Origin of the sequence: Paenibacillus sp. L3-i20, from assembly GCF_022180385.2 — a bacterium.
GTDB lineage: Bacteria > Bacillota > Bacilli > Paenibacillales > Paenibacillaceae > Pristimantibacillus.
On sequence record NZ_BQME02000002.1, the window covers coordinates 1,889,278 to 1,908,923 of the forward strand.

Annotated in this window: 23 protein-coding genes and 1 tRNA gene; 3 read left to right on the top strand and 21 right to left on the bottom strand. The window is 39.5% G+C overall.

The features are described from left to right. Positions 1-35: 35 nt before the first annotated feature. Positions 36-1,790 (bottom strand): methyl-accepting chemotaxis protein, encoded by a 1,755-nt coding sequence (locus MFF31_RS22555; protein WP_238191238.1) that lies wholly within the window; start codon positions 1,788-1,790, stop codon positions 36-38. A 500-nt stretch (positions 1,791-2,290) separates the two neighbouring features. Here MFF31_RS22555 and MFF31_RS22560 point away from each other — a divergent pair, with 500 nt between their 5' ends. Then, complete coding sequence (locus MFF31_RS22560; RefSeq protein WP_238191240.1) at positions 2,291-2,626, top strand: hypothetical protein; 336 nt, start codon at positions 2,291-2,293, stop codon at positions 2,624-2,626. Positions 2,627-2,654: 28 nt separating this feature from the next. Here the strand turns inward: MFF31_RS22560 and MFF31_RS22565 are convergent, their stop codons facing one another. Continuing rightward, positions 2,655-3,245 carry a TetR/AcrR family transcriptional regulator gene (locus MFF31_RS22565; protein ID WP_238191241.1) on the bottom strand — a complete coding sequence of 197 codons (591 nt, stop codon included), beginning with the start codon at positions 3,243-3,245 and terminating at the stop codon, positions 2,655-2,657. A gap of 125 nt (positions 3,246-3,370) precedes the next feature. Here MFF31_RS22565 and MFF31_RS22570 point away from each other — a divergent pair, with 125 nt between their 5' ends. After that, complete coding sequence (locus MFF31_RS22570; RefSeq protein ID WP_238191243.1) at positions 3,371-4,210, top strand: alpha/beta fold hydrolase; 840 nt, start codon at positions 3,371-3,373, stop codon at positions 4,208-4,210. Here MFF31_RS22570 and rarD read toward each other — a convergent pair. The 15 genes from rarD to nrdR form a co-directional block, all read right to left on the bottom strand. Further along, positions 4,207-5,094 (bottom strand): EamA family transporter RarD, encoded by an 888-nt coding sequence (gene rarD / locus MFF31_RS22575; protein WP_238192209.1) that lies wholly within the window; start codon positions 5,092-5,094, stop codon positions 4,207-4,209. The two genes, MFF31_RS22570 and rarD, sit on opposite strands and share 4 nt — an antisense overlap. Positions 5,095-5,225: 131 nt before the next feature. Then, on the bottom strand, positions 5,226-5,972 hold the full coding sequence (gene map / locus MFF31_RS22580) for a type I methionyl aminopeptidase (RefSeq protein ID WP_238191245.1): 747 nt from the start codon (positions 5,970-5,972) through the stop codon (positions 5,226-5,228). Beyond that, complete coding sequence (locus MFF31_RS22585) at positions 5,950-6,498, bottom strand: hypothetical protein (RefSeq protein ID WP_238191247.1); 549 nt, start codon at positions 6,496-6,498, stop codon at positions 5,950-5,952. The genes map and MFF31_RS22585 overlap by 23 nt, the downstream gene beginning before the upstream one ends. A 260-nt stretch (positions 6,499-6,758) precedes the next feature. After that, complete coding sequence (locus MFF31_RS22590) at positions 6,759-7,289, bottom strand: GNAT family N-acetyltransferase (RefSeq protein WP_238191249.1); 531 nt, start codon at positions 7,287-7,289, stop codon at positions 6,759-6,761. A gap of 287 nt (positions 7,290-7,576) precedes the next feature. Continuing rightward, on the bottom strand, positions 7,577-7,831 hold the full coding sequence (locus tag MFF31_RS22595; RefSeq protein ID WP_238191251.1) for an NADPH-dependent FMN reductase: 255 nt from the start codon (positions 7,829-7,831) through the stop codon (positions 7,577-7,579). Next, on the bottom strand, positions 7,770-7,982 hold the full coding sequence (locus MFF31_RS25495; RefSeq protein ID WP_375541349.1) for an NADPH-dependent FMN reductase: 213 nt from the start codon (positions 7,980-7,982) through the stop codon (positions 7,770-7,772). Before MFF31_RS25495 ends, MFF31_RS22595 begins: the two co-directional genes overlap by 62 nt. 42 nt (positions 7,983-8,024) lie before the next feature. Further along, entirely contained in the window at positions 8,025-8,243 is a 219-nt protein-coding gene (locus MFF31_RS22600) for a DUF896 domain-containing protein (protein ID WP_238191253.1), read from the bottom strand. A 195-nt stretch (positions 8,244-8,438) separates the two neighbouring features. Next, positions 8,439-9,392, bottom strand: a complete 954-nt coding sequence (locus MFF31_RS22605) for an alpha/beta hydrolase (RefSeq protein WP_238191255.1) — start codon at positions 9,390-9,392, stop codon at positions 8,439-8,441. 573 nt (positions 9,393-9,965) lie between these two features. Further along, on the bottom strand, positions 9,966-10,766 hold the full coding sequence (locus tag MFF31_RS22610) for a class I SAM-dependent methyltransferase (RefSeq protein ID WP_238191256.1): 801 nt from the start codon (positions 10,764-10,766) through the stop codon (positions 9,966-9,968). 455 nt (positions 10,767-11,221) lie between these two features. Beyond that, complete coding sequence (locus MFF31_RS22615; RefSeq protein ID WP_238191258.1) at positions 11,222-11,815, bottom strand: GNAT family N-acetyltransferase; 594 nt, start codon at positions 11,813-11,815, stop codon at positions 11,222-11,224. Positions 11,816-11,818: 3 nt separating this feature from the next. Then, entirely contained in the window at positions 11,819-12,427 is a 609-nt protein-coding gene (locus MFF31_RS22620) for a TetR/AcrR family transcriptional regulator (protein ID WP_238191259.1), read from the bottom strand. 238 nt (positions 12,428-12,665) lie between these two features. Continuing rightward, complete coding sequence (locus MFF31_RS22625; protein ID WP_238191260.1) at positions 12,666-13,316, bottom strand: Vat family streptogramin A O-acetyltransferase; 651 nt, start codon at positions 13,314-13,316, stop codon at positions 12,666-12,668. Positions 13,317-13,541: 225 nt separating this feature from the next. Beyond that, complete coding sequence (locus MFF31_RS22630) at positions 13,542-15,020, bottom strand: ABC transporter substrate-binding protein (protein ID WP_238191261.1); 1,479 nt, start codon at positions 15,018-15,020, stop codon at positions 13,542-13,544. 369 nt (positions 15,021-15,389) lie between these two features. Beyond that, positions 15,390-15,463 (bottom strand) — tRNA-Ala (locus MFF31_RS22635). A 337-nt stretch (positions 15,464-15,800) separates the two neighbouring features. Next, on the bottom strand, positions 15,801-16,277 hold the full coding sequence (gene nrdR, locus MFF31_RS22640; protein ID WP_238191262.1) for a transcriptional regulator NrdR: 477 nt from the start codon (positions 16,275-16,277) through the stop codon (positions 15,801-15,803). A 125-nt stretch (positions 16,278-16,402) separates the two neighbouring features. On the opposite strand from nrdR, the gene MFF31_RS22645 reads away from it, so the two are divergent. Next, a complete protein-coding gene (locus tag MFF31_RS22645) occupies positions 16,403-16,615 on the top strand; it encodes an alpha/beta-type small acid-soluble spore protein (RefSeq protein WP_238191263.1) in 213 nt (70 codons plus the stop codon). A 92-nt stretch (positions 16,616-16,707) separates the two neighbouring features. Here the strand turns inward: MFF31_RS22645 and MFF31_RS22650 are convergent, their stop codons facing one another. The 4 genes from MFF31_RS22650 to mutM all read right to left on the bottom strand — a co-directional run bounded on the left by MFF31_RS22650 (position 16,708) and on the right by mutM (position 19,592). After that, a complete protein-coding gene (locus tag MFF31_RS22650) occupies positions 16,708-17,277 on the bottom strand; it encodes a lytic transglycosylase domain-containing protein (RefSeq protein ID WP_238191264.1) in 570 nt (189 codons plus the stop codon). Beyond that, positions 17,274-17,876 (bottom strand): dephospho-CoA kinase, encoded by a 603-nt coding sequence (gene coaE / locus MFF31_RS22655; protein ID WP_238191265.1) that lies wholly within the window; start codon positions 17,874-17,876, stop codon positions 17,274-17,276. The genes MFF31_RS22650 and coaE overlap by 4 nt, the downstream gene beginning before the upstream one ends. Before the next feature lie 15 nt (positions 17,877-17,891). Further along, entirely contained in the window at positions 17,892-18,611 is a 720-nt protein-coding gene (locus tag MFF31_RS22660; protein ID WP_238191267.1) for an MntP/YtaF family protein, read from the bottom strand. Positions 18,612-18,752: 141 nt separating this feature from the next. Then, positions 18,753-19,592 (bottom strand): DNA-formamidopyrimidine glycosylase, encoded by an 840-nt coding sequence (gene mutM / locus MFF31_RS22665; RefSeq protein WP_238191268.1) that lies wholly within the window; start codon positions 19,590-19,592, stop codon positions 18,753-18,755. Positions 19,593-19,646 lie beyond the last annotated feature (54 nt).

The following is a 19,646-nucleotide window of genomic DNA, read 5'->3' on the forward strand; positions in this document are numbered from 1 at the left end:
TATCTAAGATGTGTGTGGGTACCTATTAATCTTTATTATTTAGAACGCACTTGGAATTGATTTAGTAGCGCTTGAAGCTCCTCTGATAATGTCGAAAGATTCGTAGATGAATCTACAATGACATTCATCGCTACTTTTTGCTCTTCTACTGAATCCGATATTCTTGAGCTGTTAAGCGCCGTAATTCCAACTGACTCGGATAAGTTCTCTGATGTTGCGATTAGCTCTTGCGTACTCGCAGACAGCTGCTCTGTCGAGCTGGATACCTCTTGAATTTGGTGAGAAACGTTCTGAGTTGCTTGCAAGATTTCATTAAGCAACTGTCCAGTTGTATCTGAAATAATTAAACCTTCATTTACTACATTCGTTCCTTCATTCAATGCTCTAACCGCAATTTTGATTTCCTCTTGAATCTCTTTGACCAAATCAGAGATTTGACTTGCAGAGTTGTCCGATTGCTCAGCCAACTTGCGAACCTCGCTTGCTACAACTGCGAACCCCTTACCATGCTCACCAACTCTTGCTGCTTCAATAGCTGCATTAAGTGCAAGCAAGTTCGTCTGACTAGAAATGCCCGTAATAATAGATACGATATTCTCAATTTCTAGAGAACGACTTTCGAGCGATTTCATTGCATTTGCAGATTCGCTAACGAAACTCTGAATTTGTTCCATTTGGTGCATTACTTTTTTGACGACCGTATTTCCTTCGATCGACTTCTGCTCCATTTCATTTGCTTCATCTGCTACCTTAGAGGAATTATTTGCAATCGTAACAATAACAGTCGAAAGCTCAGACATCGCTCTTGTAGATTCTACAGATGCCTGTTCTTGATCAGCGATTCCATTAGCAATTTCCTTAACGCTTGATGTAATCATACTCGTATTTTTGCTATTTTGATCAGATATTTCATGCAGATTTTTAGCTGAATTTGTAACTGCGTGCGAAGTACGCTGTACTTGTACCATCATATCGTTAATACGATGAACCATCTCGTTGAACTTCTGATTAACAATTCCTAAATCGTCGCTGCCTGTTTTTAACTCGACATTCAAATTACCGTTGCTAACTTGACTAATACCACGTACCAGTTCCTTAATCGGATTAAGCGTCCAACGCGTCATAAAGTATTGAATAATGAAAACAACAATTAAGAAAGCCGCCATTATACTAATACCGTTGACTAGTAGCTTATGCAATCCCTCTGGTACAGCAGTAGCATCTACATCCGCAGCAAAAAAGGCGAAGACCTTTCCTTCCTCGTTCGATATTGGATATAGAATTGTCGTCCAAGTGCCAAAAGTATCGTCGTAGAAGCTCGTAAAGGCCGGTTTCCCAGTCTTCAACATTTCGGTAACGGCATTTGCCATAGCTTCTGGCTGCTCATACATATCACCAATCATTATTTTCTCCGCGGAGAAAGCTTCAACAAGATTTGTCGGCATCGCAATAAGGGAAGTTTGATTGCCTCCCACTAGTTCAGTACCGAATATGTAAGCTTGGGCAATATTAGGGTTATATTTATGGACCTGGTCGAACTTCTCTTGAAGCACCCCTTGCGCTGCTCCTTCGTAGCTCTTTTGACTGACAGCCTCGTTAACCAGCTTAGGATCAATTTCATCAGCCCACGTTTGAGTAATAGCAGTAATCTGTCCTTGCAACTGATCAATTAGAATACTTTTTTGTGTCATATAACTAGAAGTAATTAAGACGGTACCAATCAGCAAAATATTAAAGCAAGCTAACAACAACGTTTTAGTGAAAAAAGACATTCGTTTTACCCATTGCATCGTTAATGCTCCTCATTTCTAATTCTATTTCTACTTCATAAAAAGATTAAATCTAACTGCTTTCCACAACACGCTCCTATCAACATGCAAGAATACATAATAATCATATTTGACTATATAGTAATCCGCATAATTCCATTCACTTACACAAACTACTTATTATTATCGTACTTTATAACTAAAAATTGAATAGATTAAGGAAAAATTAAGGCGAAAACAACTGGTTTTTTATTATAACATGAGTTAATCTCACTTTTACAGGTAATAATAACTAATCGAAAAGTCTTATACAGATACAGACTTCCAGGTCTATAGAACCAATTACTTTACAAAATGATTAGTTCATCTATCTTTCAAAAAAAGAACTCCTGCGTTTTTGTTACAACGATACTCCGCACGTTATTTCGTTAAATTTATCGCCAGACAATGAAAAAGTATAAACCCTCCCCTATAGGGCAGGGTTTATACTGCATTTATTACGAGTTTGGGAGGCGTATTTCATGCATCTAAATTACTTGCAACTAGGAAATCAAAATAATTATTCGCAATGGTGGGTATCTGTTTTGATAGGCTGGGGATTGTTCGTAGTTGCTTTGTTTCTAGCTACTTTAGCAGGTACAGCCGCACTTCGCGCAGGAGTTTCCGAGCTCATGAAGCAATGTATACAATCAAGCATAGTCACTTATCACTTTACCATTTGCTCAAACAAACAGCTAGTAAACCACTCCACACTATTGGACTATCTCGATGGAGGCAAGCGATTCGTTGGCGTGAGCAATGAAGTGATGGATTATATCGAACGTATTTTGGAGTATTTTAATGTTCCTAACAAGTAGTCCGGTTCATATTAGCATTCAAAATACTTTAAGTCATCGCTTTTAACATACGTTCCAAAATACTTTTCGCCTGAATACGTGCTTCTGACGGGTCATTTGAATGTGCGATACCAATTGCTGCTTCTGTTATTGCTCCAAAAAGAATATCATTCAGCAATTCCACAGACTGCTCTTTGATATAGCTTGACGCCATCAACTCCATTAGAAGCATAGTCGACAACTTCATGACGCTGCGCTTTTCTTTTTCTCTCCATTCCTTCCAGCCCAAAATAGCAGGCGCTTCCTGAATGACAATTCGTCGATATGCAAGTTGAAGACAACCCTCCAAGTATGTATCTATAGCTATCATCGTTTTTTCCCAAGGATCATCTTGTCCGTCTATTGCATTTAGAATTCGATCCACTATCTCTTGAAGCAGTCGATCTACAACTTGCTCGAAGAGATCTCTTTTATCTTTAAAATGATAATACATAGCTCCTTTCGTTAATTGTTCTTGCTTTACAATTTCATCAATCGACGTTTTTGCATATCCAATCTCTGCAAATCGCTGCTCCGCTCGACGAAGCAGTAATTGCTTAGTCGTTTCGACATCTTCGGGTCTTTTCAATTTTCTTTTCATACCATTATTATAACGCTTGCTTGAAGTGTTAGAAACTCATTTTGAGGCATAACATACTTTGGGTATGTAAAACATACCCAAAGTATGTTATGTTGTTTTCAAGACGATTTGAAGGGGGAGATTACATGAAAGAAGCACAAATTGAAGGCGGAAGGATCAAATATCACGACTATGGCAGCGGTCAGGCTATCGTCTTTCTGCATGGTGCACTGAGTAATGGAAACACATGGAGAAAGGTATTACCGCTTTTAGCTCATCAATTTCGTTGCATAGCACCTGACTTACCATTCGGTGGACACTCTGTACCACTAAATGCTGATACAAACTTAAACCCGACTGGCATTTCAACCTTGCTAAAGCAATTCATTGATACACTTGAACTTGATAACATTATTCTCGTAGGTAACGACACCGGAGGAGCTTACGCACAAATTTTTGCTACGACATACCCAGACACAATATCCCAATTAATTCTTTGTAATACGGATGCATTCGAAGTGTTCCCTCCGAAAACATTCTCCCTCCTCAAACAAGGTGTTAAGATCCCTGGATTCACATGGTTAATGGCTCAAGCATTTCGTTTCAAACCATTATTAAAAACATCACTTGTGCTGGGTTTACTCTCACATACCTTATCGAAGAAGGAGTTATCGGAGCTTTATGTACATCATTTTATTCATCAAAAGGGCGTTCGGGAGGATTTTATTAAAGTCGTAAACGGCTGGTCAACGGACTACACTTTGCTAGCGGCTGAAAAACTTGTCAACTTCCAGAAGCCTGTACTCGTTATATGGGGAGCCGATGATACCAAATTGTTCCCGCTAGAATTAGGTCAGAGAGTATATTGTATATTTCCAAAGGCACACTTCAAGGTCATTAATCACTCACTTACCTACGTTCAAGAAGATCAACCAGAAGCATTTGTAAATGGCCTACTAGATTTTCTGCATCCTCAAGCTATTTAACTCGCCTCAGCTAGTCTTTGCGCTTTTGCTATCCTTATTGAAGAAATAGCATAGACAACTAATGCAGTCCAAATAAGGATAAGACTAATATACATTACTGGACTAATGGTCTCTTTAAATACAAACACACTGAGGAGAAGGGTTAATGTCGGACCAATATATTGTACAAATCCGATCATAGACAATGGCAGTTTCCTTACAGCCTTAGCGAACAGCAACAACGGTGTAGCAGTCATCACTCCTGATAACAACAGAAGTAACAAGGAGGATAACGGCAGCGACCACGCGGTATCAAGATTTGACATGCCGAGATAACTCCAATAAATAATCGCAAGGGGCAATACGATCATCGTCTCTGTCACAAGTCCGATTGCCGCATCTATTTTTAATTTCTTCTTAGCAAGCCCATATAATCCGAAGCTTAAAGCTAAAGAAACCGATATCCATGGAAAACTTCCATAATCGAATGCAATTAGTAATACAGCAGTACCAGCTAACAGAATTGCGATCCACTGACCCCCGACTGGCTTTTCACGGAGAAATATAATTGCTAGTACTACATTTATGAGCGGAGTTAAATAATAACCAATGCTCGTTTCCACCGCTCTTTCATTGTTAACTGCCCAAATAAAAATTAACCAGTTCGCAGTTATGAGCAAGCTACTATAAATTAATGGCAGCACTGTAGCCCTTGCTGTAATGGTCTGCTTTAGCTCGTTCCATCGCTTCTTAAATACAATAATCCCAGCAACAAAGACGAATGACCATACAATCCGGTGAGACAATATTTCACTAGCAGGCATCTCATCAAACCACTTCCAATAAAGAGGGAGCAATCCCCAGATCGTATAGGCAATAACTGCATAAATTAATCCCGTTCTCATCATAAACACAACCTATTCTATGTCACATTCGCATAGATAGAATCATACCACTTTGAGCCTGAATAACAACTTAATATCAATATATTTCCATTTATTTTTTAAAAGAAATTGTAAACATCATTTATTTACGATCAAAGCACTGTTAGTATTTGGGGACCATTATCAGTAATTGCGACGGTATGTTCATACTGAACGCATATAGACTTATCGATTGTTCGAGCAGTCCAACCGTCACTTTCTACAAAAGAGCGCCAACTGCCTAGCGTAAACATGGGCTCAATAGCAAGAACCATACCTTTCTTCAATTGCACGCCGTGCCCCTTTTTTCCATAATGAGGAACGCTCGGTTCCTCCTGCAATTGTTGTCCAACTGCGTGGCCAGTAAATTCTCTAACGTTGCCATATCCGAATTGATTGGCATAAGTGTCTATTGTATATCCAATATCACCTATCCGGTTACCTGCCACCGCTTGCTCAATGCCCAGCATTAGTCCTTGATGACATACCTGCATTAGCTTTTCAATATCTGGAGCAACACTTCCTACCGCATATGTCCAGCCCGAGTCTCCATGATAACCTTTATAAAAAGCACCAACATCAATGGTTACTACATCACCATCAACTAGAGGATTCGCATCAGGAAAACCATGACAAATTACATCGTTTTTGGCGACACAGATAGAAGCCGTAAAACCGTTATACCCTTTGAAGCTTGGAGTTGCGCCGCGTGAACGTATCCTCTCCTCAATGTATTTATCAAGTGTTAATGTCGTTATCCCTGGTTTTATAGTTTCCGCCAAAAAAGCATGACATTCTGCAACGATACGTCCCGCTTCTCGCATTATCTTTATTTCTTCATCGGATTTCAGAATAATCATATACCTTCTCCTCTTTAGTTATATTTCTAAGAACATAATTGTAGCGATTACGGCACTTGGAACTGCAAAACTTAGTTATTTGGGCTCGCTGATACGGAATAAACCAACTGTCACATTGTATGCACTTTTGTAAATCCAGCCCCTTTTTCTCCATTGTCTCAAGTAAGCTTATAATCGACTCCATGTACATTCGTTTTAATTGATCAGCTGCGTCAATAAATTCCGTGTGAAACAGGATTTGTTGCTGTACTTCATCGTTTCGCTCATCGTTTGACCCATAAATAGGCGATTTCACTAATGTAGGAATAATACTTACTTTCAGGCGAACAGCTTGATATCTTTCAAATAGCATATTAATTGCTAGCAACAACGATTGATTAATAGGATTTTTATTCTTAACGGTTTCAGCGAGATCGAGCAGCAGTTCCTGCATATCATGCTCCATACTTCCTTTTTCCACATGGTGATTTTTAAGATCATTTATTACAGTTAGAAAATAGTTCTCACGAGATAAGGTAGGACTCATTGTACGACACTCCTTATTTATACTCAAAATTAAATGGATTGATATCGTTAATCCATTTATACCAAAAAAATGTTCAAAGATCAACCATCTTACCAAAAACTCGATTATTAGTATCGTACTTCTGGCATAGTAAAGAATTACATTGAGGAAGAAGATAACAAAAACAGGCTGTTTTAGTCATTACCAAAGTAATGACTGAAACAGCCTGAATATATGGATACTCCACTTAGTTTAAGAAAGGTTTGGTATGGTCATTTCAATCAATCGGTTACTAATTTTGAATATATATTGAGATCATTAAACTTTTCATTTACTCTCTCATACTGTCTAAGTGTACCCTCAAACGTAAAGTTTAGATTTTGTAAAAGCTTTATTGAATTCACGTTTTCGGGTTCAACTTTTGCTTCGATCCGATTCATATTTAATGATGAGAATCCATATTCCAGCAAAGTACGGATAGCTTCGGAAGCGTATCCTCTTCCCCAAAATGATTTAGCAATATCATAGCCAATTTCTGCTTTTTGATTTTCAAAATCCAAAAAATTATAACCACAAGTTCCTATAATTTCATTGGATTCTAATTCGATAATTGAGAAACGAATAGCTTTGTTTTCTTGAGAAAGTTCATCAAGTATTCTAATCATTTCTTGTGCCTGAGTTTCATCTGTAAAGTTACTCACATTCATAAACTTAGTAACATCTGGATCAGACCAAATTTTAAACAAACTAGATGAGTCCGACATCTGCATTTTTCTCAAATGCAATCGTTCTGTGTACAACTGAGTAGTCAATACTTTTACCTCCATTATTGTTTAATAGGTGGGATAAAATATTAACATCTGCGCATAATTCAGTCCCTTCATTAATAAAGATGCATTCATTATACTTGTTCATTGAAATTTTATCCAGTTTACTGTAGCTCTCTTTTATTTTGGCCTGCAAAGCTATATTTTTTTGTGCAGTAACCACAAAAAAACCATGAAACCAAAATATGGCTGCATGATCTTTTTTTGTGGTAGAGATAGGAAGGTACTTGTTAACCCTGTCGAAGCTGCTCAATTTAATTCCTTTTAATAGATTACTCAATCCATTGAACGAACGATTCCACATAGCGCTTAACGTATTTACGAGTTGCTTCGTCCGTCACTCTGCGACTTTCGCTGTCTATCTTATTCATAATATCGGAAATAAACATTTTTTGAAAAGGCATCACATGCGTTTGAGTCGCTTCCAGTATTTGTCTAATTTGTTGCTGGGCGAGTATCGTACCTTTAGATCCTGGAGTAGCACCAATAATTACGATAAAGTTGAACCGATTCCAGTTCGTTCCCACGATCGAGATCCGCATTATATAGTGGGAGCTCACCTAACGATATGTGCTCATAATCGGCATTATCCACAAGTTCAGGAATCGTATTTGCGATCATGCGATTAAACGAATTTTCCCTTAAACTTCCTACGATCAAACCTATTTTCTTGGTCATTATTCTACCCCTATTCAAAAGTATTGCTTGTCTTCTGCTTCGTTAAACAGATTGATTTTTTTGAGCTAATTTCAAGGGAGTAACATCGTTTCCTTCCTCGTCTACGATTGTTACAGTTTTTATTGTTGATTCCACTTGACCACGAATAGCTTTCAAATAATCCTGTCTCAGAGAAGCTTGCTCGAGTTTTTCTTCCACTGACAAACCGATCACACGTTGTTTTCTGCTCAATTCATTTATTCGACCAAGAGTCGGAATCATAACATTCACCTCATATCATTTAGTTAAGAATAATCATTTATCTTTAATTTATATTTCTTAAATTAAAGATAAATGATCGCAACATGTTTGTCAATCCTCGCTCCACAATATGACTAATGAACAGTTAACCGCTCCGCATAGATTCATTGTACATCCATTTGGAGCAGCAACTGATCTTACACCTTTATCACGAAATTAAGATTTAAGCCATGCATTCGCTAGTGCTATGGCGCCTCTTGTTGCAGCCGTATCAGCTAGCGCATTCAACATCACAAAATCATGGATAATACCCTGGAAACGAACTGCCGTTACCGTGACGCCCGCTTTCCGCAATTTGTTTGCATAGGCTTCACCTTCATCGCGCAGAACATCAGCCTCTGCTGTAATAATTAGTGCTTCTGGCAGCCCTTCGAGTTGTTCAATCGTCGCACGTAGCGGCGAAGCGTAAATCTCTTCCCTCTCGCTGTTATTTGTCGTATATTGATCCCAGAACCATGCCATCGCATCACGACGCAGGAAGTAACCTGTTTTGAATTCATGGTAGGATTCCGTATCATTACCTGCATCAGTCACAGGATAAAATAACAATTGCTTCTGAATCGCCGGTCCCTTGCGTTCCTTCGCGAGAATCGTCATAACGGCGGCCATATTCCCACCGACACTATCCCCGGCTACAATAAGACGCTCAGTATCCATACCTTCATCTTCACCGTTTTTTGCGATCCATTGCAGAACTGCATAGATCTCTTCAATAGCCGTCGGATATTTAGCCTCGGGAGATAGACTATAATTCGGGAACACTACACAAGCCTCAGCTCCAACGGCAAGCTCCCGAATTAGACGATCATGCGTATGTGCATTGCCGAATACCCAGCCAGCTCCATGGATATATAGAATGACGGGCAATTTGCTCGGTCCGTTTTGCGGACGAACAATACGAATAGAAACCTTCCCACTTGGGCCGCCTTCAATTAGCTTGTCCTGCATGTCCACGCTTGGCTTTACAACCTCACCACTTTGAACATCATCAACAGCTTTTCGACCTTTTACAGGGCCAAGATCAAATAGATATGGCGGATTTTTCGTTTCCTCCACAAACTTCATAGCAGCTTCTTCCAGTACAATTTTGTGTGATTCTTTTTTTGTCATGTCTAATCTCTCCTTATCCATTGAGTTAGGGTTGTTACTCTGACTTGATCTGCACCATTAGCACATAGCGAGCTACGAAACCTTGCCAAGCCATCTCCTTCGTTTATAATTATTACCCAAACTTTGTCTCAGTGACGCAATAAGTAGGAAACATTGAACAAGCGATTCACACACGATACTGTTTCGCAGCCAGTTAAGCGCGGATTATGTAACAGTGACTTTATTAAGCTAATACTGAATTATTCGAACAATTTGAGAAACTAGCTAGATAGGAGAGGTAAACGACTTATAAAATATCTAAGTCGCACTGTAATTAGCCGTCATTTGAGGTTTGCTAAAGAACCTCCAAGCAATGATCTAATCGTCTATATAAAGCATTGGATCTTTCGAAGAACGGAGGTTCTTTATGATTAAACCTGAGGGCTATAAGTCACATTAGACGGTTTGTTTGCACGGTGAAGATCCCGAGTAATATTCTCACTTTATCATCTTAGAATGTAAGTAAAATAGCCCTTCTTCCGAACAACCATATATTTGCCTCTTTTTCATAGCACCCTGTGTGATATCAGGAGATTATACTTTTTTCCCTATCAGAGTAAAGCACATAGGTATTTTCGCTTCTTTTTCCAAATGGGTAAAGATACAGGAAATATCATAGTTGTGTTCCTCAAATTCACTAATTTGGATACCACTTTGGATGATTGCATTGAAGATGGAGGCTAACGTATGACTGAAGCTGTAATTGGTTTTAGATTCATAGGTCGTATTCCCGACATAATCAATACCAGTATTGTTGATCCATGGATCATTTTTGAAATATGAAAAAGCTATTTTCATAGGATCTTCAAATTCAGGATCACCTTCCATAGCCAGCATATTTAACATTGGATGCATTTCATAAATAACGAGTTTTCCGTCATTTTTAAGTAAAGTAGAAGCGATATTAAAAAATTTATTTAAATCTGGAAGCCATGTTAATGCTCCAATAGAGATGTACAAAAAGTCATATTGATTGCTATAAACACCTTCAATGTCATAAACATCCGAACAGACGAAAGTACAGGGCAATTTTGAAATTGTTGCAAGCTTCTTCGCTTCCTCAATTGCGTGATCTGAAATATCAAACCCCGTGCCACTTTGTGCGCCTAGGTTAACCAGAGACAACACTTCCCTGCCATTGTTACAGCATAGCTGTGCCACGTTACTTCCTTGCAAACCTAGTCGTATAAATGTACGAGTGATGTGTTCATCAAGCGTGGAGAAGCCTTTTTCTTGAAAAACTTCACTTAATCGGATGGGATTGTGCTTCTGATGAATACCATTGACTTCGTTCCAAGCTTCGCGATTGGCTTGGGTATATTTTTTAATACTCAATTCGCTCACTCCTTTATTAAATAATAAATTTGTAATTTTTGATCAGAGCAGTCAATAAAAATTATACTTTATAAACAAAATTCCAATAATCTATATATACCAAAAAATATCAATTCATACAAATGAAAATAGTTTTTCCAACGAAGTAAGCGACGCATCGATAGGACCGACCAACAACAAGCATAAGAGGTTTCAAGTTCAGATAAGTAGGCCATGGAACGATTCGTTATCGTCGAAGGGGACTTCTCGTAGACCCCTATATTGTATTTAGTTCTTAATACAATTTCGAATAAATTATAGCTAGTGAATTCAAGTAAATACTTGGAAGTTGAATAAATGACAAAAAACTGCCTCTGGCGGTTCCAGTGGCAGCTTGTAGTCGATTAAATTTCAAATGAATTATTGCCTAATAAGATCGATGTATCAGGTGGAGAAAAACTTTTATATCCTTTAATTTATTTCACATATTTTAGCGATACGATATGATTTATCCCGTTTTTTTCGGCCTTCTTTATAGGAATGGACTTCCGTTTATATTCCATAAACCCTAGCTTTTTATACAGTTTCATTGCGGCAACATTCGTATCGGCTACATCTTCAATTAAATATTCTTTATACGGAGTATTATCGACAATATGCTGGATGACGAGTGACGCCGCCCCTTGGCCCCTGTATTGGAGAGCTGTTCCAACAAACTCAATCGAGCATTTATCTGGCGAACGATTTTCCAGAAGAACTTCAAATTCCTTTTTCAGAAAATATCCGGCAAGACTCCCTTTAAAAAAACCAAGATGCCTTCGTAATTCTTTTTTGTCGAGTATCACCGCGAGTGCGGTACCATCCGTGCATGCCGCCATGGCAGCAACTGTATGGCCAGCTAGAGTAATATAAAATTGATCTAACACAAACATATGGGCAAATGCTTTTGCAATTTTGTTTCTATCTTTGGAGAAAAATCCAAGCCACTGCGTAAACCCATCGGCAAAAATTTCTGACATTTGCGTCCTACAATCCATATCCGCTTTGTCTGCTCTGATCACCATGAACATTAGCTATTCTCCTTTCGTATACAGGAATGCCGTAAGGATAGTTGGTGAAGGCATACTAAAGTTACTTCTCAGTAGAACCTTCATCTCAGCCAATCCTTGAATGGCCGAAAAGAAATATAAGGCCATCTCATACGATTCCCCAGTACCAAATTCACCCATTTCTTGTCCTCGCTTAATTAGATTGGACGTTGCTTGCAACAACATGGCATTAACCTGGGCAACCTCGTTCTCATCTTGATTTGCTTCTCCCTTTACAAAAAACGATTGTGTCATCAGAATCGTCAAATTTGCTAGCTCATTTCCTGATATCATATCGTTGTATACGTCATGGACAAACTGATTTATTAACTTATTTGGTGATTCGTCCGACTCGAAAAGATCAATCGTTTTTCTTAATCCACCAAGTGCAAACTCTACCAATTCATCAAACAGTTCATCTTTTGTTTTGTAGTGCCTATACATAAGACCGACGCTAATTTCTGCCTTATCGGCAATTTCCTGTACATTCGTTGAGCCGAATCCTTTTAAAACGAACAACTGCATGGCTGACGATTGGATCTTCTCTTTTGTAGCCTTGCGCATTTCTTCAAATTGAGCTTTCGTCCGAGGCATAAGTAGTCCTTTTTTTGAATGAATTTTTATTCATTATAACATGAAGTGAATCGGAGATTCAATACTTCTTATGAACAGTTGATCAAGACAAACTGTAAGGTTCATCCCGAATAAAAAACGCAACCCTCATCAGGTTGCGTTGGTGAATAATATTTGGTGGAGCCTAGTGGGCAACAACTCGTATTTAGGGAATCAGTCCATCATACATGTTTAGAAGTTTGAACTTCCATTAATTATATTATCCCTTACTCAATAACATCCTGAGTGTGGCAATATCGTTAACCGATACTAATTGCTCAAGGTTTTCAAATATCTTTTTCTCGTCCCAATTCCACCATTGAAGCTCCAACAACAACTGAATTGTATCATCACTAAAACGTTTCTTAATAGGAATTGCAGGATTGCCCCCAACAATTGAATAGGGTTCAACGTTTTTTACAACCGTTGAGTTTGAAGCAACAATTGCTCCGTCACCTATCATTACTCCAGGCATAATCGTGACATGTTGTCCCAACCATACATCATTGCCAATTAAAGTATCACCTTTGAAAGGCAGTTGCTCTAGCGTTGGAGTGACCTTTTCCCAGCCACCTTCAAAAATATTGAAAGGATATGTTGTAAAACCATCCATCCGATGATTAGCACCATTCATAATAAAAGTAACCCCTTCAGCTATAGCACAGAACTTACCTATAATCAGCTTATCACCCAAAAAATCATAATGATGCTGAATATTGTTATAGAAATTTTCTGGTGAGTTTGTATTGTCGCTGTAATATGTATAATCGCCAATTTCAACATTTGATCTACTTGGTAAATTTTTTATGTAACAAACTGTTCTAACATTTCCATTTGGATAAAGCTTATTTTTATCTGGAGCTACAGTCATACGTACACTTCCTGTCTAATAAGTTATTGACCTTGCCCAAGTATTTATCACTACCTAATATAGCTGTAAAAAGCTCAGTTACAATTATTACCTCAATATAGGCTTATGCCTGGCTTCATTACGACACAATTGCAGCTCTTTATATATTATCTTCAACAGTAAGTACATAAAGGGGTGTTAATTCCTATCACTAGAAATTAGCACCCCTTTTTCTTTTATGTTTTCTTATTCAGTAGTTGTTGTTGCCTCTGGAGAAGGTGCAACCTCTTCCGTAGTTGCCGCTCCTGCCGTACCTTCTGCTGCTTTCTTTTCATCCTTATCCGGTACAGATAACAACTCTTCACCTTTTATTTGAATGATTTCAAGAGCTTCTTTTATTTCCTTTTTGCCATCTTCGACTTCTTTTAGCTCTTGTCTCATCATGTCATAGAAACCCTCGTTGAATGCTTTAGGCAGCCTATCATATTCTAGAGAAGAACTGTTTTTCGAAGGCTTCAGCTTATAAAACGCTGCAAAGTTGCGACCTTCTTCGTCTTTAATATATTTTGTATGGATTGGAAAACCATTATAATTCGGCGTTTTTGCTTTTACACGAGCGTATTCTTCACTGGAAACATAAGAAATAAATTGCCATGCTGCATCAGCATTAGGTGAGTCTTTGGCAATACCAAAAATGGGGTCGTACCATGTATTGCTGCTTTCGTCAGGGAATTGCTCACTTACAGGTACTGTAACAACGTCCCAATTTTTAACGACACGGCCTTCTTCTTTAATATAGTTTGTTGCTTCATTGATCTGGGAAAGGATATAGTTGCCGTCAATGGACATAGCCAATCGACCACTGATGAATGGGTCTCTTAACAAGTGATCTTCATAGGAGAAGTTACTACCCATCATATTATTTTCTTGGTTATCTACATACATTGACTTTGATTTAATGGCATCTACAGCAGTTTGAACAGCTTTTTCCCAGCCTGTAGTATTGATGCTCATCTTTTTCGTTGCGGCATCAACAAACTTTAATCCCTCAGAACTCGCCAAAGCTGAACTTAACTGATGTAAATCACCGCTATAGCCAACTTTCAATCCATATATGCGTTCCTCTGGCTTCCCGTCAGTCGGGAATTGTTTAGCCAGATGTAAAACCTCTGACCAGGTCATTTGATCAGTTGGATATTCTATATTGTGTTTGTCGAACAAGTCTTTGTTGTAAAACAATACTTGGCTGCTAACTGAAGATGGCAAACCATATAATTGACCGCCGCCGAGCTCCTTCATATGGTCAAGCATACCAGGAATTAATCCTTCAGTTTGGAATTTATCTTTAGTCATATAAGAGCTTAAATCTAGTAGAGTTCCTTCTTCTGCTGCTTTTCCATAATCTTTAATATCCATCATAATAAGATCAGGTTTTTCTCTTTCAATTAATTCTTTTTTCTTTTTCTCGGGATCGAACTCTTCTCCTTCGGCCCCACCTTGATTATTATAAAGCTCCTGTGTAGAAACAACTTGAATATCTACATTAGGATAAATTGCAGAAAACAACATGCCGTAATGTTGGAAAAACTGACCTTCATCATAATACATAACTTTTAAAGTAGAGACCTCATTTTTTTTCGCATCTTTGTCCCCGCCGAAGCTGCAACCAGCAAGCATGGACGCTAGCAATATGACTGGCATAGCTTTTTTCAACAACTTTTTCATTAGAGCTCCCTCTTTCGTTGTATAATTAACTAATCCAATATGTAACATATTGTAAACGAATACTATTGCAATAATGTTGCGTTTTAATGAATAAAATTACAATTGAAACCAAAAAACTAACGTATAGACCTGTCAACAAGGTGTTTTTGATTAAAATGAATAAATGGGCACTTCGACTAGTTTTATTATAACTAATCGAAACACCCGTTATATGCTACTTCTATTTTGTTTCTTCAAAAATGATTAACTTTGATTTTGTTGGATTTGTTTCTAAAACATTTCATAACGTTGCCTAAAACAATTTCCCCCGAATCGCCTGACAAATAAAAAAAGGGATCTTCAATATTGAAGATCCCATTGTAATTAATATGGTGGAGCTACGCGGAATCGAACCGCGGACTGATCGCTGCCAGCGACCTGTTTTCCCCCTAAACTATAGCCCCATATTTAATGTTGGTGTTTGTGTAATCAACTAGGTGTCTGCTACCAGCTCAGCTGAGTCTCCAATTACAACAAGATTGATCATATCACGTGAGGTAAATAGTGTCAATTAGTCACTTTCACTATGACATTATTCTGAGATCATGTCACTATGGCACATGATCAACTCCACTTAAACACAGCAGTCATGGAAAGAAGTCTAATCATATTTTATGAAATACAGTGAAGAATGTCTGGAATTCCACGTTCTGAAACAACGTACAGTTTCATCGCCACCAAGCCACCTGAAACGGTGGCTTGGCATAAACGCAAACATAACATTTTCTCAGACGATTGACACTATTCTCCCCCACCATTGAGCGGATGCTTGGACAATAAGTTGTTTAGTTCTTTCATAAACATGTCGATATCCTTGAACTGGCGATATACCGACGCGAAGCGTACGTAAGCTACTTCGTCAACTGGATAGAGCTGACTCATAACGATGCCGCCAATTTCACTGCTATCGACTTCAGCTACTGCTGTTGTACGAAGCTCCTTTTCAACCTCGGAGACGATCACTTCAAGCCTTTCAACGGGAACAGGACGTTTCTCACAGGCCCGAATCAGACCACGCAATATTTTGTCACGGCTGAACTCTTCTCTGCTACCGTCCTTCTTAATGACAATTAGAGGTGTCTCCTCAATCATTTCAAAGGTTGTAAATCTCCTGCTGCACTTCTCACACTCACGGCGACGGCGAATGGATTTATTTTCGTTAGCTGGTCTGGAATCCAGCACTTTAGTTCCTGCATAATCGCAATATGGGCACTTCATAAGGACATCCTCCCTTCCTCTACATTAGTTATTTAAACAATTCTAAAAAATACCATACGTTTCCTGTAATGAACTTTGGAATTTCGCACATAATACATTTACCAACCACGAGGAGGTGAACATCAATGAGCAACCGCAGCAGCAACCAATTGGTAGTGCCACAGGCTTCCGCAGCTCTAGACCAACTGAAATATGAAGTTGCACAAGAGCTTGGTATCAATCTTTCTCAAGACGGATACTACGGTAACCTTACAACGAGAGAAGCAGGCTCCATCGGAGGTAGCATCACTCGTCGTCTAGTACAAATCGCAGAGCAATCTCTAGCAGGTCGTCAATAATGATTCATTTGTATGAATAACAGAACGCTTTGGAGTGGCTCGTCCAGAAGTGACGACCCTCCAAGGCTTCGTTGTATGTTCTAAGTTAAGTTTCAAAAGCTTGGATATAAGTTTCTATACTTATTATAATAATAAATAACCCTTTGTACATAGTGACGAGTTTCTCCAAATGGAATATCCTTGACAGTGTCCATCTCCCCATTCCAACTACCTGAATCGAGCCACTTTCGGACATTGCCAGGACCTGCGTTATATGCCGCAACTGCAACAACTACATTTTGGTCAAATTGCTTATGCAATGAGCTTAAATACCAAGTTCCCACTTCGATACTAACATCGGCACGATGTCGCAACTTATAATCATCAACTGCCTCAAATCCTGCTTTCTGTACAACCCACTCTGCTGTGCTCGGCATTAGCTGCATTAAACCAAGCGCACCTTTTTTTGACTCCCTGCCTGTTTTAAAATTGGATTCCGCCCGAATAATCGCAGCTACCAAATGCGGCTCGAGCCCATAAGTTAAAGCGCTTGCTCGTATATCATCTTTATAATGGATTGGATACATGAACGAAGCAAGCCAATCCGATTTAAAAAATAAGATTGCAATAAGTCCCAGCAGCACAATTAACAAAAATCTTTTTTTTAATAAAATGTTCTTCATACTATTTCCTTGACCTGACTTTCCCAAAATTGAAGCACTTGCTGCTTTGTTTCTTCGAGTGAACCGCTATTATCAATAACCCAGTCCCCACGTTTGCGTTTTTCTTCGATATCAAGCTGAAGAGATACCCGCAGCTCGGCATTCTCACGCGTCATCCCATTGCGCTTCATTAATCGTTCTATCTGTAGCTTCGCTGGTACGTACACAACCATTATACCTTCGTATAAATGTTCTTGCTTAGTCTCATACAGTAAAGGCACATCACCTATGACTAGCTGCAGTGGATTCTGCTCGACATAACTATGTATTCGCTCTTGCATACGCATTCTAATTGCAGGATGCGTTATTGCTTCAAGCTTGCTTAGCGCTTTAGCATCATTGAATACGATAGCACCAAGCGCTGGTCGATTCAGTTTTCCGTCTGGCAGCAATACTGCTTGTCCGAACAAGGAGGCGATCGCCTCTAATGCCGGTTCACCGGGAAGGACGATCTCTCTTGCAATGACATCAGCATCTACCAGCTTAGCGCCTAGATCGACAAGCATTTCACCAATGGTGCTCTTGCCGCTGGCGATACCACCAGTCAAGCCAATGATCATAGGTTTCACCCCCAATTATAACAACTTCATAATGCCCATCATAATTAATAATATACCTGGCAGGAACGACAATGCCTGCATTCCTCGCTTCGCTGCAAAACGAAAGCCTATCGATGTACCGCTCACTAGAAATAAAGCGCTTGATATTGCGATCACTACAGCTGTAATGAGAGCTGGAAGACCAAGCAAAGCTGCTCCTAAGCCAGCACCTAATGCGTCAAGTGATAAGGCGACCCCAAGCATTATCGCCTCTGAGGCGGAAATGACGCCCGAACGGTCAACGTCTGCCGCTTGTGGTGTACGCAATATTTGAATAACTAATCCAAGACGTTTCAGTTCGAGCAAAATAACGGGTGTTGCTTCTACTCGCGCTTCAGAGGGACTACTTTCCAAACCACTTGCTTCATTAGCGCTAATGCCTGCTTTTTCTTCATCCAGCGTTACATCCGAATCGTTCGTATGCTTACTTCTCAATAGCTGAAACAGCGCCCAACAACCTATGACGATCAGTATAATAGCTCCGATCAATTTGGCAGCAGATTCTGAAATATATCCACTTAGCCATCCGCCTGCTTGCATAGACAACCATATAATGAAGCCCGAGCAACAAGCAATAATAAACACCGATAGGAAAGGTATACGAATTTTCCTTAAACCGTAAGTCACGCCAACTCCGAATCCATCCAGGCTAACGGCAAAAGCAAGCACGACCAGCGATACCATATGTGCAATCAACCCCAAGCTCCTCCCCGCATAACGGATGCCAACTCATGCAAGGTGCCAATGTGAGGACATCCGCCTATCGTTCGTAACATCATCATATGCGGGGGAGGAACTGAGGTGCAGAATTTTACTGATGCTGCACACTGAATAGAACTACTTTGCTGACTTAGTTGGTTGACATTTCTTGCAAATATGAGTTCCTCTGCCACCGACAACAAACTTCTCAATCGGCATACCACAGCTTGGACAAGGCTCATTTTTCCTACCATAGACATTAAACTGATGCTGGAACATCCCCATCTCTCCTTGTCCATTTACATAGGACTTGATGGATGAACCTCCCGCTTCTACTGCTCGTCCCAGCGTAGAGCGAATAGCATCGTACAGCTTATTCCACTCTGCAGAATTCAAGCTGTTAGGTGTACGTTCAGGATGTATGTGCGCCATGAACAAAGCCTCATCAACATAAATATTGCCGAGCCCAACGATAAGCTCCTGATTTAACAACAGCGGCTTAATACTTGTTGTCCGCTTCTCCAACTTCTCACGAAGAATCTTTGCCGTGAAATCTTCTTCAAGCGGTTCAATTCCAAGTTTATTAAGTGGTGGAAGCAGCAAATCGTCCCCTGTTTTGAATAAATGCATCGTACCGAATTGACGTACATCCTTATAGCGGAGATCCGTACCATCGTGGAAATGAAACAATACATGGTTATGTTTCTCGACTGGATCATCGGATGCAAATACGCCATAACGACCTTCCATCCTTAAGTGCGACACAAGCACAAGCCCGTCCAATATAATACGCAGAAACTTTCCGCGTCTCTCTATAGTTTGAATCGTGTGACCTACAAGAGCATCAGCAAACTGCTCCGGCTCAGCAGGTCTCTGTATAATTCTAGGAAGCTTCACCGTAACGGAAGTGATCCGCTTGCCGGCAACAAGCTCGATTAATGTTCTTTTTACTGTTTCTACCTCTGGTAATTCAGGCATCTCTTCTCACCTCAACTCCCATTATACTTCAAAAGGGGCGAATCCGCCCCCCTT

What these genes read in the sequence shown, in the direction of transcription:
- MFF31_RS22555 (WP_238191238.1), bottom strand. Translation starts at nt 1,790, where the DNA reads ATGCAATGGGTAAAACGAATGTCTTTTTTCACTAAAACGTTGTTGTTA.
- MFF31_RS22560 (WP_238191240.1), top strand. Translation starts at nt 2,291, where the DNA reads ATGCATCTAAATTACTTGCAACTAGGAAATCAAAATAATTATTCGCAA.
- MFF31_RS22565 (WP_238191241.1), bottom strand. Translation starts at nt 3,245, where the DNA reads ATGAAAAGAAAATTGAAAAGACCCGAAGATGTCGAAACGACTAAGCAA.
- MFF31_RS22570 (WP_238191243.1), top strand. Translation starts at nt 3,371, where the DNA reads ATGAAAGAAGCACAAATTGAAGGCGGAAGGATCAAATATCACGACTAT.
- rarD (WP_238192209.1), bottom strand. Translation starts at nt 5,094, where the DNA reads ATGAGAACGGGATTAATTTATGCAGTTATTGCCTATACGATCTGGGGA.
- map (WP_238191245.1), bottom strand. Translation starts at nt 5,972, where the DNA reads ATGATTATTCTGAAATCCGATGAAGAAATAAAGATAATGCGAGAAGCG.
- MFF31_RS22585 (WP_238191247.1), bottom strand. Translation starts at nt 6,498, where the DNA reads ATGAGTCCTACCTTATCTCGTGAGAACTATTTTCTAACTGTAATAAAT.
- MFF31_RS25495 (WP_375541349.1), bottom strand. Translation starts at nt 7,982, where the DNA reads ATGACCAAGAAAATAGGTTTGATCGTAGGAAGTTTAAGGGAAAATTCG.
- MFF31_RS22600 (WP_238191253.1), bottom strand. Translation starts at nt 8,243, where the DNA reads ATGATTCCGACTCTTGGTCGAATAAATGAATTGAGCAGAAAACAACGT.
- MFF31_RS22605 (WP_238191255.1), bottom strand. Translation starts at nt 9,392, where the DNA reads ATGACAAAAAAAGAATCACACAAAATTGTACTGGAAGAAGCTGCTATG.
- MFF31_RS22615 (WP_238191258.1), bottom strand. Translation starts at nt 11,815, where the DNA reads ATGTTCATGGTGATCAGAGCAGACAAAGCGGATATGGATTGTAGGACG.
- MFF31_RS22620 (WP_238191259.1), bottom strand. Translation starts at nt 12,427, where the DNA reads ATGCCTCGGACGAAAGCTCAATTTGAAGAAATGCGCAAGGCTACAAAA.
- MFF31_RS22625 (WP_238191260.1), bottom strand. Translation starts at nt 13,316, where the DNA reads ATGACTGTAGCTCCAGATAAAAATAAGCTTTATCCAAATGGAAATGTT.
- MFF31_RS22630 (WP_238191261.1), bottom strand. Translation starts at nt 15,020, where the DNA reads ATGAAAAAGTTGTTGAAAAAAGCTATGCCAGTCATATTGCTAGCGTCC.
- nrdR (WP_238191262.1), bottom strand. Translation starts at nt 16,277, where the DNA reads ATGAAGTGCCCATATTGCGATTATGCAGGAACTAAAGTGCTGGATTCC.
- MFF31_RS22645 (WP_238191263.1), top strand. Translation starts at nt 16,403, where the DNA reads ATGAGCAACCGCAGCAGCAACCAATTGGTAGTGCCACAGGCTTCCGCA.
- MFF31_RS22650 (WP_238191264.1), bottom strand. Translation starts at nt 17,277, where the DNA reads ATGAAGAACATTTTATTAAAAAAAAGATTTTTGTTAATTGTGCTGCTG.
- coaE (WP_238191265.1), bottom strand. Translation starts at nt 17,876, where the DNA reads ATGATCATTGGCTTGACTGGTGGTATCGCCAGCGGCAAGAGCACCATT.
- mutM (WP_238191268.1), bottom strand. Translation starts at nt 19,592, where the DNA reads ATGCCTGAATTACCAGAGGTAGAAACAGTAAAAAGAACATTAATCGAG.